General features: G+C 55.7%; 13 protein-coding genes and 2 tRNA genes. 9 read left to right on the plus strand and 6 right to left on the minus strand.

Annotation, left to right across the window (positions count from 1 at the left end; genetic code table 11):
* Window positions 1–17: 17 nt before the first annotated feature.
* Window positions 18–2,435, minus strand: a complete 2,418-nt coding sequence (locus K0B93_RS01260; protein ID WP_219865458.1) for an EAL domain-containing protein — start codon at window positions 2,433–2,435, stop codon at window positions 18–20.
* Between the two features lie 241 nt (window positions 2,436–2,676).
* On the opposite strand from K0B93_RS01260, the gene ccoM reads away from it, so the two are divergent.
* Entirely contained in the window at window positions 2,677–2,829 is a 153-nt protein-coding gene (gene ccoM / locus K0B93_RS01265; RefSeq protein ID WP_219865459.1) for a cytochrome c oxidase subunit CcoM, read from the plus strand.
* A gap of 37 nt (window positions 2,830–2,866) precedes the next feature.
* On the opposite strand, the gene K0B93_RS01270 is transcribed toward ccoM, so the two are convergent.
* The 3 genes from K0B93_RS01270 to K0B93_RS01280 all read right to left on the minus strand — a co-directional run bounded on the left by K0B93_RS01270 (window position 2,867) and on the right by K0B93_RS01280 (window position 4,391).
* Window positions 2,867–2,942 (minus strand) — tRNA-Glu (locus K0B93_RS01270).
* A gap of 111 nt (window positions 2,943–3,053) precedes the next feature.
* Window positions 3,054–3,956 (minus strand): TIGR01777 family oxidoreductase, encoded by a 903-nt coding sequence (locus K0B93_RS01275; protein ID WP_219865460.1) that lies wholly within the window; start codon window positions 3,954–3,956, stop codon window positions 3,054–3,056.
* A 63-nt stretch (window positions 3,957–4,019) separates the two neighbouring features.
* On the minus strand, window positions 4,020–4,391 hold the full coding sequence (locus tag K0B93_RS01280; protein ID WP_219865461.1) for a sirohydrochlorin chelatase: 372 nt from the start codon (window positions 4,389–4,391) through the stop codon (window positions 4,020–4,022).
* Between the two features lie 101 nt (window positions 4,392–4,492).
* Here K0B93_RS01280 and K0B93_RS01285 point away from each other — a divergent pair, with 101 nt between their 5' ends.
* The 7 genes from K0B93_RS01285 (at window position 4,493) to K0B93_RS01315 (ending at window position 10,187) form a co-directional block, all read left to right on the plus strand.
* The gene (locus K0B93_RS01285; RefSeq protein ID WP_219865462.1) at window positions 4,493–5,095 is read left to right on the plus strand and encodes a DUF924 family protein; all 603 of its coding nucleotides are present in this window, start codon (window positions 4,493–4,495) and stop codon (window positions 5,093–5,095) included.
* A gap of 94 nt (window positions 5,096–5,189) precedes the next feature.
* Window positions 5,190–5,933: a TetR/AcrR family transcriptional regulator gene (locus K0B93_RS01290; RefSeq protein WP_228743151.1), complete on the plus strand. Its 744-nt coding sequence runs from the start codon at window positions 5,190–5,192 to the stop codon at window positions 5,931–5,933.
* Window positions 5,934–6,162: 229 nt separating this feature from the next.
* Complete coding sequence (locus K0B93_RS19160) at window positions 6,163–6,354, plus strand: murein L,D-transpeptidase catalytic domain-containing protein (protein WP_228743153.1); 192 nt, start codon at window positions 6,163–6,165, stop codon at window positions 6,352–6,354.
* Between the two features lie 223 nt (window positions 6,355–6,577).
* Window positions 6,578–6,653 (plus strand) — tRNA-Gly (locus K0B93_RS01300).
* A 134-nt stretch (window positions 6,654–6,787) separates the two neighbouring features.
* Window positions 6,788–7,582 (plus strand): MOSC domain-containing protein, encoded by a 795-nt coding sequence (locus K0B93_RS01305; protein ID WP_219865464.1) that lies wholly within the window; start codon window positions 6,788–6,790, stop codon window positions 7,580–7,582.
* A gap of 8 nt (window positions 7,583–7,590) precedes the next feature.
* Window positions 7,591–9,522 carry an ATP-binding cassette domain-containing protein gene (locus K0B93_RS01310; RefSeq protein ID WP_324123938.1) on the plus strand — a complete coding sequence of 644 codons (1,932 nt, stop codon included), beginning with the start codon at window positions 7,591–7,593 and terminating at the stop codon, window positions 9,520–9,522.
* Entirely contained in the window at window positions 9,519–10,187 is a 669-nt protein-coding gene (locus K0B93_RS01315) for a DUF6901 family protein (protein ID WP_219865465.1), read from the plus strand. The genes K0B93_RS01310 and K0B93_RS01315 overlap by 4 nt, the downstream gene beginning before the upstream one ends.
* A 64-nt stretch (window positions 10,188–10,251) precedes the next feature.
* Here K0B93_RS01315 and K0B93_RS01320 read toward each other — a convergent pair whose 3' ends face one another.
* On the minus strand, window positions 10,252–10,683 hold the full coding sequence (locus tag K0B93_RS01320) for a universal stress protein (protein WP_219865466.1): 432 nt from the start codon (window positions 10,681–10,683) through the stop codon (window positions 10,252–10,254).
* Window positions 10,684–10,839: 156 nt separating this feature from the next.
* Window positions 10,840–11,658 (minus strand): hypothetical protein, encoded by an 819-nt coding sequence (locus K0B93_RS01325; protein WP_219865467.1) that lies wholly within the window; start codon window positions 11,656–11,658, stop codon window positions 10,840–10,842.
* 439 nt (window positions 11,659–12,097) lie between these two features.
* Here K0B93_RS01325 and fadB point away from each other — a divergent pair, with 439 nt between their 5' ends.
* Window positions 12,098–14,245: a fatty acid oxidation complex subunit alpha FadB gene (gene fadB / locus K0B93_RS01330; protein WP_219865468.1), complete on the plus strand. Its 2,148-nt coding sequence runs from the start codon at window positions 12,098–12,100 to the stop codon at window positions 14,243–14,245.
* Window positions 14,246–14,264: the final 19 nt, after the last annotated feature.

The raw sequence follows: 14,264 nt of genomic DNA on the forward strand, positions 1-14,264 counted from the left end.
TCCGGTGGTCCTGCTGTTCAGATCTGTACGCGCTGGTTGGTTTTGAGCCAGCTTTCAAAGTCACGCGCGGGCAGGGGGCGACTGTAGAAGTAGCCTTGGGAAAAGTCACAGCCTTCCTGTTTAAGGAAGTGCGTTTGGGCTTCTTCCTCGACACCTTCGGCTATCACGCGCAGCCCGAGGCTGTGGGCCATGTTTATAATAGCGCGAACCAGCGAGGCATCCTCGGGTTCCTTCATGACATCCTGCACGAAGGATTTGTCGATTTTCAGGGTGTCAAAAGGGTAACTCTTCAGGTAACTGAGCGCCGAATAACCGGTGCCGAAATCATCCACAGACAGACGAATGCCGGCCCGGTCAAGCTGGCGTAGTATTTCAGCGGTCTCAATGGAGTTGTCGAGGATCAGGCGCTCGGTTATTTCCAGCTCGAGCTGGTTGGCGGGAAGCCCACTGTTGGACAAGGCCCTCATGACAATATCGGTGAAGCCCGGATCCCGGAATTGGCGGGGCGAAACGTTGACGGAAATTCCCACATCCCGGCCTGTGATTTCCTTCCAGGAAACAGCCGTTTTACACGCCTCTTCCAAAACCCATTCGCCGATGGGAATGATAAGCCCGGTTTCCTCAGCCAATGGAATGAACCGGTCAGGCATGACCGTGCCCATGGTTGGATTGTTCCAGCGCAGCAGGGCTTCGACAGAACACAAATTACCGGAATCTGTGTGGACAATGGGCTGGAAGTTCAGTTCGAACTCGTTAAGCTCCAGGGCCCGTCTCATGCGAGATTCCATTTGCAGCCGTTCGTGGGATACCTCGGTCATTTCGGGGGCAAAATGGGCGTATGAACTCTTGCCCTTGTGCTTGGCCTGATACATGGCCGCGTCCGCGTGCTGGAGGAGGGTCCCGCTGTTGTCGGAGTCAGTTGGGAAGATGGCGATGCCGATACTGGTGGTGACGAACACCTCCTGGCCATTCAGGATGTAAGGAGGCGAGAAAGTTTTCAGGATTCGATCGGCGACCTGATAGGAGGCATCAGCCCCGTTCAGACCGGGCAGGATAACCAGGAACTCGTCGCCACCCAACCGGGCAACCGTGCTGGTACCCCGCAGACAGCTTGAAATCCGGCGCGCGGCCTCAACCAGCAGATTGTCGCCGGCATCGTGGCCCAGGGTGTCGTTGATGTGCTTGAAATTGTCCAGATCCAGGAACATTACCCCCACCAGGGTATTCTCACGTCGTGCCTGGGCCAACGCGAGCTTGAGTCGGTCCAGGGCAAGCATTCGATTGGGGAGGCCCGTCAGGATGTCGTAGTTCGCCTGACGCAAAAGTTGTTGCTCATAGCGTTTACGGATACTGATGTCCTCACCCAGAATCAGGTAGCCGGTGGCCTGGCCGGAGGCATCCTTGATGGGAGTGACAATCAACTGCTCCCAGAACCGCTCGCCGTTTTTCCTGACACTGTTTACTTCCCCCTGCCAAACGCCGACGCGCTGCACCTGGAGCCGGATCGATTGCCACAGGTGCCGACTCTCGCGGTTCTCGACATTTCCCTCGCCCAGTGACCCGGGGTGATTGCCGAGGATCGACTTGGCGTCATAGCCGGTCAGTTGCGTGAATTTCTGGTTGGCGAATTCGATTCGCCACTGGCGATCACAGATCAGCACCGAGGAGGGGCTCTGTTCAATCGCCTTGGAAAACTTGTGGATCTCAGCGGCGTCCCGCTCCTGGCGCTCGAGATCGTCATTCAGCCGTTCCCGCATCTGATTGATGGCCTCAGTTACCCGTCCGAGCTCGTCGTTCCGGTTTGACGGAGTGTCCGGGCGATCTAGGACCAGGGGGCGTGAGAGGTTGGTCAGCGAAAAATCACGGGCGTAATCCGCCATTGAAGACAAGTGTCGCGTAACGAAGTGCTGGAAAATCAGGATAATCAGGATCGATACAAAAAAGGTCTTCAGAAACTGGGTCGCCAGAATGATGCCGACCTTCCGTTCCATCTCTTCATAGACCCGACCGAGGTCCGCTGTCACAGTGAGCTCGCCCAGCTTGAACATTTCGTCGCCCTGATGGACCAGGCTGAAGCTGTGGGATCTGGTTTGCGCACCACGGTCTATATCGCCCATCACCAGCTCTGAATCCGGTTCTATCTTTAGCCTCAGGTGCACGATGTCCGGGAGGCTGAGTATTCCTTCCATCTGTGTTTGCAGCAGTTTCTGGTCCAGGGCCCAGAGGCTTCTGGCCAGGCTGGAGGCGTAGCCTGACTCAACAACCTTCATGCGGTTATCGATCTGGGAAAGGTCTTTGCGGTAGTCGGAGTATATCTGGATGCCCGAGGCGATCAGGGTAAAAACTGAGCTGAACAGAATTATCCACGCTAGCAGCCTGAAGGATAGGGGGGAGCCTTTTCGGAAACGTTGGAGCCGCGTAGACAGTTTTGGCATGCCGTGAACTTCTGCCACCCAGTCTGGTTTAGGGGAACGGAGGTATGTTTACCTTTCCGACTATAGCAGCAGTTCCTCTCCGTTGCTCTGCAAATACAGGAAAAATCGAGAGAAATGTGTCCGGGTTCAGTATTTTAAAACGGCTCGACGAAACCTTTCGGTTGATGTGGATCAATACCCCTGATTCCAAGCGGGCGTAATCTGAACCTAGTCAAGTAACTGATTAGTTGGAGAACGCAAAATGTATATGGATGCTGTCGTTATCGCGGGTATTGTTGCGGTGCTGCTGGTTCTGGGTTTTTTCGTAGGTGTTGGGCTCTTCGTGATGAAGGACCAGAAAGCACATGGCCGAGGGCCAAAAGAAAAGGGAAAGCAGGGTGGTAAACCGGTCTGACGGTAGACGGAAAAGCCTTCCTGCCAAGGAGAAGAAATGGCGTCCCCTAGGGGGTTCGAACCCCTGTTGCCGCCGTGAAAGGGCGGAGTCCTAGGCCACTAGACGAAGGGGACGCAACGTTTTCAAAACCTTGCCTCGTCGAGGTGGCGCGTATATTAAGTAAGCCTCCCGATAGTGTCAACGCCTTTTTTTAGAAAATTTCGAGGTGAAATGTCCTGTCCGGATTATTGCACGCAATTTGACAGGGCCGGTTCAAGTTCCGGGTAGCGGAATTGAAAACCCTGTCCGGTCAGCTTGGCCGGGATCGCCTGTTGGCCTGTCAGTAAGAGGCGGGCCATTTCGCCCAGAGCCACGCGTAAAACCGGGGCTGGGGCGGGGAAGAGCGTCGGTCGATGTAGAACCCTACCAAGACACCGGGTAAATTCGGCGTTAGTAACCGGCTCCGGACTGACAACATTATAAGGCCCGGCGGCCTCCTCGTTTTCAAGCATCCAGATCAAAGCGCCGACAACATCCTGTCGGTGTACCCAGGGCATGAATTGTTGCCCGCTTCCCAGCCTGCCACCAAGGCCAAGCCGGAAAGGCGGAACCATTCGGGCGAGGAAGCCGCCGCCCGGTCCTGCCACGACACCGGTTCTGGATAAACAGATCCGGACCTTCTGGTCATTCAAGGCCAGTGCGGCGTTTTCCCAGTCCCGACACAGCCGATGGGTGAATTCGTCATGGGGAGACGTTTCTTCGGTAACCACCGAAGCCCCCTGATCCCCGTAAAAACCCACAGCCGAACCCGAGACCAGGACATCGGGTAGCGTTTCCCAGCTGCGGATTACGTCCACAAGAACTTCCGTAACGCCAATCCGGCTGTCCCTCAATTGCCGTTTTCGCTGTTCTGACCATCGCTTATCCGCAATCCCCTCGCCAGCGAGATTGATCACGGCATCGAAGCCCGGGTGCGACCGGAGCTGATTGAGATCCCGCGTTGCTTCAACGCGACCGCAGGTGGCCAATACATCTTCCGGGGTCTGGCGGCTGAACACGGTCAGTTCGTAACCGCGCCCGAGCAGCTCCTGACACAGAACCCTGCCTATGAAGCCTGTGCCTCCGGTAATCAGAATGCGTTTATTCATCGGTCTCGTCCTCCTTGCTGGTTGCCGCTGGTGCTGGTGGGCGCTCCCTGGGTGTCACCCGCCTCACTCGTCTGTTTCGGCCAACTGGTGCAGAACCACGCCTTTGATGGCTTCACCCAGCTGCGGGTTCTCACCAACCGGTGGAGCCAGTTCAATACGGACCTGATACCTTTCCTCAAGAGTTTTGATCATGGCCGGCACGTCTTTGCGAAGGTGCCGGCCGGCCGCGAGAAAGAGCGGCACGATAGTGAAGCGGTATGCACCCTCTGCCACACCCTCTGCCACAATGTCATCCAGCGAGGGTTCGGCCAATTCCATGTAGGCGATGCGTGAGTCTGATACCGCTTCCAGGGTCGGCGTGGCAAGATGTTCAAAGGTCTCACACCAGCGCTTGTCACTGCTTCCGTGTGCTAACAGAATAATGCGGTTGCTCATCAGCTCTCCTGAGTCATCGTGGTTAAGCGGCCTGTCGTACACCTTCACCGCTCACCCGCGAGCGGCGTGCGCAGACCTTTAAAATAGCAGGGTACCGGGTAATGTTCGATTGGAAAGAGATTCTGGATTTCTGGTTTGGAGAACTTGATGGCGAGGGGCTGCCCGACCGCGATCATCGTAACCGGTGGTTCAGGTCTGATCGAAGATTCGACCAGGAAATTCGAAGGCGGTTTCTATCCATGGTCCTGTTTGCCTCGGAGCAGGGTCTCGATCACTGGCGGCGTGAACCGGGTGGAATTCTGGCTGAGATAATTCTGCTCGATCAGTTCTCCCGGAATATTTTCAGGGGCGCGGCCATGGCGTTTGACCAGGACGTCCAGGCGCGGAAATTGTGCAGGCAGGCGATGAGAAAAGGGCAGGATGTCGCCCTTGCTCCGGTTCAGAGAGCCTTTCTGTACATGCCTCTGCAGCATTCTGAGCGCCTTGAGGATCAGCGGACGTCTGTGGAGTGCTATGAACAGCTGGCGGCGTCAGAGTCGGGCATCCTGGGTGATTTCCTGGAAAGCTTTGCACAGTCGGCTCGGGACCACCACGACATTATCAAGCGTTTCGCGCGTTTTCCTCACCGAAATAAGGCCTTGGGCCGAAACTCCACGGATGAAGAAGAAGCGTATCTTGCTGGCGGTCGCAGATTTGGCCAATGAGCCAGCCCTTCGACTAATCAAAAAGTGCAGAACCTATCAATGTTTGGCCCCTTTGCTTCGGTCATACTTGGTGATAAACCGGGAAAAGGGATTGATGGAACAGCAAATGGCAGAGGAACAGTCGAGCCTTGCAGGAGTTTGTGATATCGGGTCAGGTCAGAATGTCAGTGAGCAGTCTCCGGGCTATCGGGGGCGTCGGGTTACCCGGGCAAAAAGCGAAGTACGCAGGCGGGAAATCCTTGAGGCGACGTTGAGGATTGCGGCCCGGGATGGTATCCGTGGCATCAAGCATCGCTCCGTTGCGAAGGAGGCCAATGTCCCCCTGGCAGCGACCACGTATTATTTCCGGGACATCGGTGAGCTCATCAGCGATGCCTTTCTGTTCTTTGCGGAAAAGGCCAGCGGTGACCTTCAGGCCTTTTACGATACGATCAATCTGGTTCTTGATAGCCTGCCGCCCGAGCAGCTGTTACGAACAAGTCCGGATCGCTGGCACCTTGCTCGGCGTCTCTCGGCCATTGCGTCGGCCTACCTTGAAAGTCAGTTTTCGGAAGGCCGTGAGCGTATTCTCGCCGAACAGGTTTTTCTGCTTGAGGCCCTTCGGGATGAGCGACTTGCAAAGCTCGCGCGCAGCTATCGGCAGGCATGGATGGCCGGGCTGGAGCGCCTGCTTGCGCGGCTGGATTCGCCCCTGCCTCAACGAGATGCCGCCCTGATCGTCAACGTAGCCCTGGGTATGGGATACGACATCCTTCTTGGTCTACCGGAGGGTGAAGAGGATTCGCTTCAAAAGGCCGTCGACAGGATCGTCGATCTGGCCTTGGGTGTCGGGGTCTGACGCCTTTGCTCCCGCGTCTTACTTGAGGAAACTGCTGCTCTTTTTGGGACGATGTCTACGCCCTGTTCTTGCGATGGCACTTTGCGCCGGTCTTTCATTCGCCTCACATGCCGGTTCTCTGGACCATGGTCTTCTGGGACGTTTAGCCGCGGCCGCGCCCATGCTGGACGGAATAGTGCTTCAAACGGCCTTGAGTGCCTCCCGTTGTGCTGTGTCGGCAGGCGTCGCGATGCCCGATCGACTGGCTATCATTATCCATGGTGCTGAATACGTGAATGAAACCTGGCTGAGCAGGTACGGCAGAATTGGCCGGAGCCATGGGTGTCCGGCCGCTGATAATCAGGTAATCGAGCGGGTAGTCGATAGCCTCAAAGGCGGGCAATTGGTGTTCAAGTACTATCCCGACAAGGTGTGGCTTTAAAGCTCTGAATTCCTGAACTGTTCCGATGGTAAAGTCGCGGGGCAGGCAGAGGATGCCGGAAATCAGGGCTGACCCAACGGTCCATCAGGGCAATACTGGTTACCTTATAAACAGTTAGTTGGCGAGACGAAAAGAACAATAAAAAAGTTGGGAAAAAGAGGTTGACGGCCGCCGCCTGATCCGTAGAATACGCCTCCGTTGTCGGTATCAACCGTTCAGCATTGCGGGAATAGCTCAGTTGGTAGAGCACAACCTTGCCAAGGTTGGGGTCGCGAGTTCGAATCTCGTTTCCCGCTCCAGATTTCAAAACCCGGTTTCGAAAGAAACCGGGTTTTTTCGTTTCTGGTACTCTCAAACTCGGCGTGGCCCGGCCTGCTCAGGTATAATCGGCAGCTCTATCTCTGAGCTGCGACAGAACCGGAGGCGTACCTACATGAATGTCCATTCGCTGTGGATTTATCCGGTCAAGTCCCTTGCAGGGATTGCAGTTGGGGAATTCGCGCTGGACGATTTTGGTCCGGTCGGGGACCGAAGATGGATGATCATCGATGATGATCGGCATTTCGTGACTCAGCGCAATCATCCCGAACTCGCACGAATTCGAGTCTACCTTGTTCAGGGGAACGTCGAAGTGGAGATCCCGGAGCAGGGCAGGTATGCGCTGAGGGTCTCGGAGGAAACCCTGAGAGCGCTGGTCTGGCGGGACTGGACTCAGGCGCTGGTCGGACAGGCAGAAGCCAGTGAAGCACTCAGTCGCTTTTGTGGCAAATCCCTGAGATTTGTTTACATGCCTGACGAATCTTTTCGGAGGGTCGATGCCGCCCGTTTACAGGACTTGCGTCGTGTCAGTTTCGCCGACGGCTTTCCGCTGTTGATTACCAATCTCGCCTCCCTAGAAGAACTGAACGGCCGTCTAGATGAGCCGGTTGAGATGCGACGGTTCCGGCCAAACATTGTCGTTGAAGGTGCCGGGCCCTGGGCTGAAGATCATTGGCGCGCCCTGAACGTGGGTGATAACGCGTTCGATCTCGTCAAGCCTTGTTCACGCTGTGTAATGACGACCGTTGATCCGGATGCGGGCACCAAGGATGCGTCTGTTCAGCCGCTACGAACCCTGTCGAGATACAGGCGCACCGAAGACGGCGTCATCTTTGGAATGAACGCAATTCATGAGTCGATAGGCCGCATCAGGGTGGGCGATCCGGTCAAAATCACCAAAACGGAGTAAAACCGAACGTGCCATTGTTAACGTTGGATTCAGTGTCCCTGGCCTATGGCATGCAGCCATTGCTTGATCAGGCATCGCTTGTTGTTGAAGCCGGTGAGCGGGTGTGTCTGCTGGGACGGAACGGGGAGGGCAAGTCGACCCTGCTGAAGATCGTCAGTGGCGAGGTTGTTCCTGACGGCGGCGTGGTGCGCCTGGAGGACGGAGCGGTACTGGCCGTTCTTCCCCAGAACCTTCCGACTGAGGACGCGCGAACAGCTTATGACGTCGTTGCCGGTGCCTTCCCTGAAACCGGGGATCTGCTGGCAGAGTTCCACCGTCTGTCGCAGCAGGGCGATGAAGCCAGCCTCGACCGGATGATGAAGGTACAGGAGCGATTGGAGTCGCTGGATGGATGGCGCCTGGATCAGAAAGTTACCACCATTCTGGCTCAGTACGGCATTGACCCGGAGCGCCGGCTCGATACGCTCTCCGGCGGCTGGCAACGTCGCGTGCTGTTGGCTCGGGCGCTGGTCGGTGATCCCGATATCCTTCTGTTGGATGAGCCCACCAACCATCTTGATGTCCCGGCAATTGCCTGGCTTGAGGAGGCCCTTGGGCAGTTTCGAGGCGCCATGCTGTTCGTCAGCCACGACCGGGCATTCATCCGCCGCATGGCTACCCGCATCGTTGAGCTGGACCGGGGGCGGCTTGTCAGCTTTGCGGCAACCTACGACAAGTACCTTCAGTTGAAGGAAAAGGCACTCGAAGAGGAGGAAAGGCAGAATGCTCTCTTCGATAAGCGGCTGAAACAGGAAGAGGCCTGGATCCGCCAGGGCATCAAGGCCCGGAGGACCCGTAACATGGGGCGTGTTCGGGCCCTCAAGGCAATGCGTGAGGAGCATCGCCAGCGCAGGGTTCGCGGCGGTACAGCCAGCTTCGCTGTTGAGGATGCGGCGCGATCAGGCAAGCTGGTGGTCGAAACCCGGGATGCAGGGTTCGGCTACGCAGATCGCGCCGACATTATCCGGGGGCTGAACCTCACGGTGTTCCGTGGCGACAAGATCGGACTGGTTGGTGAAAACGGAACCGGAAAAACCACGCTCGTGCGCCTGCTGCTCGGGGATCTGGAGCCAACGGAAGGTTCGGTGCGCCTCGGAACCAACCTCGAGGTGGCATACTTCGACCAGCTTCGAGGCGAATTGGACCTGTCTAAAAATGCCCTCGATAATCTGTCGGAGGGCCGCGAGTTCATAGAGATCAATGGCCAGAGCAAGCACGTTCTGGGTTATCTACAGGAATTCCTGTTTACCCCTGAGCGCGCACGCTCGCCGGTGAGGGTTTTCTCCGGTGGCGAGAGGGCGCGGCTCCTGTTGGCCAAGCTGTTCAGCAAGCCCGCGAACATCCTGGTTCTGGATGAGCCGACCAACGATCTCGATGTGGAAACCCTGGAGTTGCTGGAAGAGCAGTTGGCGGAGTTCAAGGGAACGGTCATTGTCATCAGTCATGACCGCGAATTCCTGGACAATGTGGTGACGGAAACCGTATTTCTGGATGGCACCGGCCAAGTTCGGGAGTACGTTGGTGGCTACAGTGACTGGCGCCGACAGGGTGGCCGATTTCCGTCCGAGGCCAGTGGCAATCGGCTGGACAAACAGGATAAACAGTCCGGGTCTGGGGGTAAGGCCGCGAAGTCGACCGCCAAGCCTGAGGGGCAATCGACAAAAACCAAATCGGCAAAACTCAGTTACAAGCTAAAACTTGAACTGGATGAATTGCCTGGAAAAATTGAGGCATTGGAACAGGAAATTGCCAGGCTGCAGAGTACAATTGCGGATTCGGACTTTTATTCAGGCCCACCGAACGAAGTCTCGGCCACTCTTGAAGAGTTGACGGACACGGAAGCCCGTCTGGAGCAGGTGATTGAGCGGTGGATGGAGCTGGAGGAACAGGCGAGTCAATGAATGTAAATTACAGTTTCAGGTTTCAGGGCGGCCGTAACGTTGAATTCAAAGTGACCGACCAGCCGGCTACGGCGTCGGGAAAGCAGCCCTCTTGGGTCAAGCTGGAGCACTGCCAGTGTTCTAACTGTCCTTTGAAGGCCAGTGAAACGGAGCATTGTCCCGCGGCGACGGAAATTCTACCGGTTGTGGAGGCGTTTCAGGCTGACGATGCCTATCAGAAAGTTGAGGTAACCGTTGAGGACGAGCGTCGCAGCTACGTAAAACAGACCGCTCTGGAGGAGGCACTCAGATCGCTCCTGGGGCTCAAAATGGCAACCAGTGGCTGCCCGGTCCTGGCCGAGCTGAAGCCGATGGCGGTCCACCACCTGCCGTTTGCCAACAGCGACGAATTTATCATGCGCAGCGTATCCCATTACCTGTTGCAGCAATATTTCGCCAAGCGCAACCACCAGGAGCCAGATTGGGAGCTCAAAGGGTTGGTTGAGCGAAACCAGCGCCTTCAATTGGTCAATCAGGCCTTGTGGCAGAGAATTCACTCGGTCTGCAAAGGCGACAGCAATCTGAAGGCACTGCTGAACTTCTTCTCGATGGCGTCGAGTGTGAGTTTTTCGCTGGAGAGTCAGCTACGAAAACTTGAAGCCAAGATGGGTGGGGAAGTGCAGTAGCGATTACGGCTTTGATCGATAACGAGCTGGAGCCCGGGACGTTTCTCCCGGGCTCTGGCAGGAATTAGTTGATTCGTACCGCAAGAACGTCGCATTCAGTGCCGTGCAAAACCCCGTTAGCGGTCGATCCCAGCAGAAGTTGAAAGCCCTTTCGGCCGTGACTCCCAACAATCACCAGGTCCACCTGTTGTTCCTTCGCGAGTCGGTGAATTTCGGATTCCGGCCGGCCTACGGTGACGATTTGGTTGCTCTTGGGGATGCCATGTTGGTCGCCAAAGCTTGCGAGCTGCTCGTGCGCCGCTTTATCAAGCTGGTCCTGGAGTTCCGTCAGATCCATAGGGATGTCGCCGCCGTACGCGTAACCGACCGGCTCCACCACGTGAATAAGCATCAATTCGGCACCATGGGCCTCACATACGGCCTTGGCTTTGTTCAACACCTGTGGAGCTTCTTCGGTCAGATCAATGGCAACAAGCATTTTCTTGTAGGCGGACATCGCATCACTCCTTTTCGTGCGCGGGCATAAGTTCAGAATAGTACGTCGAATCTATTCCGAAAAGTGTAGCGGGTAACTGATGCGCATCAATATATGGGGGAGAAAATTGAATTCTGACGGGCAATTACGCCCGCCAGAGGAGCAGAAAGGCTACGGTCAGGCGTTGCTTTGCAGCAATTCAATCGTGGTGGAAAGGCCTTTGAGAATACCCTTGGAGTATCGATCGATTACGAACCCGACGTTCTTCTCGTTGTAGTTTATGTAGGACCCGCGAATAAACTCCCACTTCGAGGACACGTCATTCATCACGTCCTTTAGTTCCGCCCCTGAATCTCCGCGCATGACGGTCGCAAGCAGTTGATCAAACTCGCGGGCCTGCTCGTCCAACGGCTTTTCGGTGGCGGAGCCCTGAAAGGTCTGGGATACCGACGAGTTTGTCCGAACCGAATATTTCGCCATCATCTGGGCCATCTTGACGGCGGCTGAGCGGGCTGCTTCGATACGTGGACTGGTTTCGGTCTGCCCGCTTTCCTGGGCAACCTGGTAGAGGTCCGTGGCCATGTTGTTCATGGTCAATGCCTGGTTGGCCATGTCGGAAACGAGTCGGAGGTCCGGGTATCCGGTTTTGCGCACGTCATTGATGTTGCTGCGCATCAGGCTCTTGAACTTGTCAAATTCCTGGTTCAACCCTTCGATCTGCTCGGCCGACAACACACCGGTGGTACTCTCGATGATCGTGTTCATGGCGTCGTTGGCAGAATTAATGCCGACAACGATTTCGTTCAACGTCTCGGTGTCTCCGTTTGCGCTGAACCGGTAGTAGGCGTCAAGGGCCATATAATTGTTGACGCGGAATTCGTGCAAGTCCGAGAGAAATCCGCCGGCAGTTTCCTGGGCGCGGACTCCCAGTGAGGTAATTGCGAGCAGAATCAGGGCGGTTACCAGGGAGCGAACCCGCAGGCGAGAGTCTTTCATCGGATGAGTCTCCGTAATGCTGTTTTATTATTGTGGACCAAAGTCGTAGATCGAAGTTAAAGTAAGTTTGCTGGCCAATCAAGCGGTTTTGGCCGCCTTGCGGGCGACGACTGTAAACAAGTATGAAATTTCATAGATAGGGTTCCTGAATCCTCTTGGCCGTGTTTCCTACACGCGTAAACTAACAGAAAAGTGTAAGCGTGTACCCGGGTCTGCCCGTGTCGCAGAGACTTTTCTGCCTCTCCAACAAGAAACAAATTGACAAACGTCCGTTTTTTTTTCATCGTGTGCCCTCACGATTCAAACGACTGTATGAATTTTGGATCGAATGATCGGGCAGTGACCGAAATCTCGCTGCACAAACAGCCATTACGATCGCCGGGTTGAGGGACGGTCGGGTGGCTGGAAGCAGTTCCAAACACAGACTGGAGATCAGTTGATGATTTACGAAGGTAAAGCCATCACGGTTAAAGAGATCGAAGGCGGGATCGCTCAGTTGAACTTTGACTTGCAGGGCGAGTCAGTAAACAAGTTCAACCGTCTCACTATCGAAGAGCTGGGTGCCGCTACTGACGCAATCAAAGCGCAGAAGAACCTCAAGGGACTGGTAATCACCAGCTCTAAGGACAGCTTTATTGTTGGCGCCGACATTACCGAATTCACCGAGCTGTTTGCCGGCTCGGAAGAGGATCTGGTAGCCAACAACCTGAAGGCCAACGAAGTTTTCAATCAGGTCGAAGACCTTCCGTTCCCGACCGTGACGGCCATTAACGGCATGGCACTGGGCGGCGGTTTTGAAATGTGCCTGGCCACCGATTACCGCGTCATGGACAAGAAGGCGAAAGTTGGACTGCCGGAAGTCAAGCTGGGCATTTTCCCTGGCTTTGGTGGTACCGTCCGTCTGTCCCGTCTGGTTGGCGTTGATAATGCGGTTGAATGGATCAGCGGTGGCACCGAAAACCGCGCTGACGCGGCCCTCAAAGTTGGCGCAGTTGACGCGGTTGTTGAATCCGACAAGCTGGTCGACGCTGCCGTTGCGATCATTAATCAGTGCAACGAAGGCAAGCTCGACAACCAGGCCCGTCGGGACGAAAAGAAAGGCAAGATCAAGCTGAACGCTATGGAAAGTATGATGGCGTTCGAGATCTCCAAGGCGTTTGTCGCTGGCAAGGCCGGTAAGAACTACCCGGCTCCGGTTGAGGCCATCAAGGTCATGCAGAAGCATGCGGGCCTGACTCGCGACAAGGCCATCGAGGTCGAAGCCAAAGGCTTTGCCAAGATGGCCAAGACCAACGTGGCTGCATGCCTGGTTGGCCTGTTCCTGAATGATCAGGAACTCAAGAAGAAAGCCAAGGCGTGGGAAAAAGAAGCCAATGATGTCAACCTGGCGGCAGTACTGGGTGCAGGCATCATGGGCGGCGGCGTCGCTTTCCAGTCGGCGCTCAAGGGCACCCCGATCATCATGAAGGACATCAACCAGGACGGCATCAAGCTTGGCCTGGAAGAGGCCAAGAAGCTTCTCGCCAAGCGAGTATCCAAGGGTAAGATGGATGCCAGCAAGATGGCGGACGTGCTGAACAGCATCACGCCAACTCTGAACTATGGCGACTTCAAGAACGTTGACCTGGTGGTTGAGGCCGTTGTCGAGAACCCGAAGGTAAAGGATGCGGTTCTGCGCGAGACCGAAGATGCGGTTCGCGAGGACGCGATCCTGACCTCCAACACCTCCACCATTTCCATCGACCTGCTGGCCAAGAACCTGAAGCGTCCGGAAAACTTCTGTGGCATGCACTTCTTCAACCCGGTGCATATGATGCCGCTGGTTGAGGTTATTCGCGGCAAGAAGACCAGTGATCGTGCCATTGCGACCACCGTCGCCTATGCCAAGGCCATGGGCAAGACTCCGATCGTCGTCAACGACTGCCCGGGCTTCCTGGTAAACCGTGTACTGTTCCCGTACTTCGGTGGTTTTGCCGGCCTGGTTCGTGACGGTGCCGACTTCCAGAAAGTCGACAGGGTTATGGAAAAGTTTGGCTGGCCGATGGGGCCGGCATACCTGCTGGACGTGGTCGGCATGGACACTGCCAAGCATGCTAACGAAGTAATGGCTGAAGGCTTCCCGGATCGCATGAAGGACGAGAACAAGTCCGCAATTGATGTGATGTACGAGAACGAGCGTTATGGCCAGAAGAACGACAAGGGTTTCTACAAGTACGAAACCGACAAGAAAGGCAAGCCCAAGAAGGTTGTAGACGAAGAAACCTACAAGCTGATTGAGCCTGTGGTTCAGGGTCAGAAGGACTTTGATGAGGAAGACATCATTGCCCGGATGATGATTCCGCTGTGCCTGGAAACCGTGCGCTGCCTGGAAGACGGCATCGTTGAGGATCCGGCGGACGCGGATATGGGCCTGATCTTCGGTATCGGCTTCCCGCCGTTCCGTGGTGGTGCCCTGCGCTATATCGACGACATGGGTGTAGACAAGTTCGTCGAGCTGGCAGACAAGTATGCAGACCTCGGTCCTCTGTACCACCCGACCGAAAAGCTGCGTGAAATGGCCAAGACTGGCAAAAAGTTCTTTGGCTAACCCTGAACGAGATTTCCGA

The sequence above is a fragment of the Marinobacter sp. F4218 genome (assembly GCF_019443085.1).
Taxonomy (GTDB): Bacteria; Pseudomonadota; Gammaproteobacteria; order Pseudomonadales; family Oleiphilaceae; genus Marinobacter; species Marinobacter albus.

Coding starts and splice junctions, on each gene's coding strand:
- K0B93_RS01260 (WP_219865458.1), bottom strand. CDS start 2,435: ATGCCAAAACTGTCTACGCGGCTCCAACGTTTCCGAAAAGGCTCCCCC.
- ccoM (WP_219865459.1), top strand. CDS start 2,677: ATGTATATGGATGCTGTCGTTATCGCGGGTATTGTTGCGGTGCTGCTG.
- K0B93_RS01275 (WP_219865460.1), bottom strand. CDS start 3,956: ATGAATAAACGCATTCTGATTACCGGAGGCACAGGCTTCATAGGCAGG.
- K0B93_RS01280 (WP_219865461.1), bottom strand. CDS start 4,391: ATGAGCAACCGCATTATTCTGTTAGCACACGGAAGCAGTGACAAGCGC.
- K0B93_RS01285 (WP_219865462.1), top strand. CDS start 4,493: ATGTTCGATTGGAAAGAGATTCTGGATTTCTGGTTTGGAGAACTTGAT.
- K0B93_RS01290 (WP_228743151.1), top strand. CDS start 5,190: ATGGAACAGCAAATGGCAGAGGAACAGTCGAGCCTTGCAGGAGTTTGT.
- K0B93_RS19160 (WP_228743153.1), top strand. CDS start 6,163: ATGCCCGATCGACTGGCTATCATTATCCATGGTGCTGAATACGTGAAT.
- K0B93_RS01305 (WP_219865464.1), top strand. CDS start 6,788: ATGAATGTCCATTCGCTGTGGATTTATCCGGTCAAGTCCCTTGCAGGG.
- K0B93_RS01315 (WP_219865465.1), top strand. CDS start 9,519: ATGAATGTAAATTACAGTTTCAGGTTTCAGGGCGGCCGTAACGTTGAA.
- K0B93_RS01320 (WP_219865466.1), bottom strand. CDS start 10,683: ATGTCCGCCTACAAGAAAATGCTTGTTGCCATTGATCTGACCGAAGAA.
- K0B93_RS01325 (WP_219865467.1), bottom strand. CDS start 11,658: ATGAAAGACTCTCGCCTGCGGGTTCGCTCCCTGGTAACCGCCCTGATT.
- fadB (WP_219865468.1), top strand. CDS start 12,098: ATGATTTACGAAGGTAAAGCCATCACGGTTAAAGAGATCGAAGGCGGG.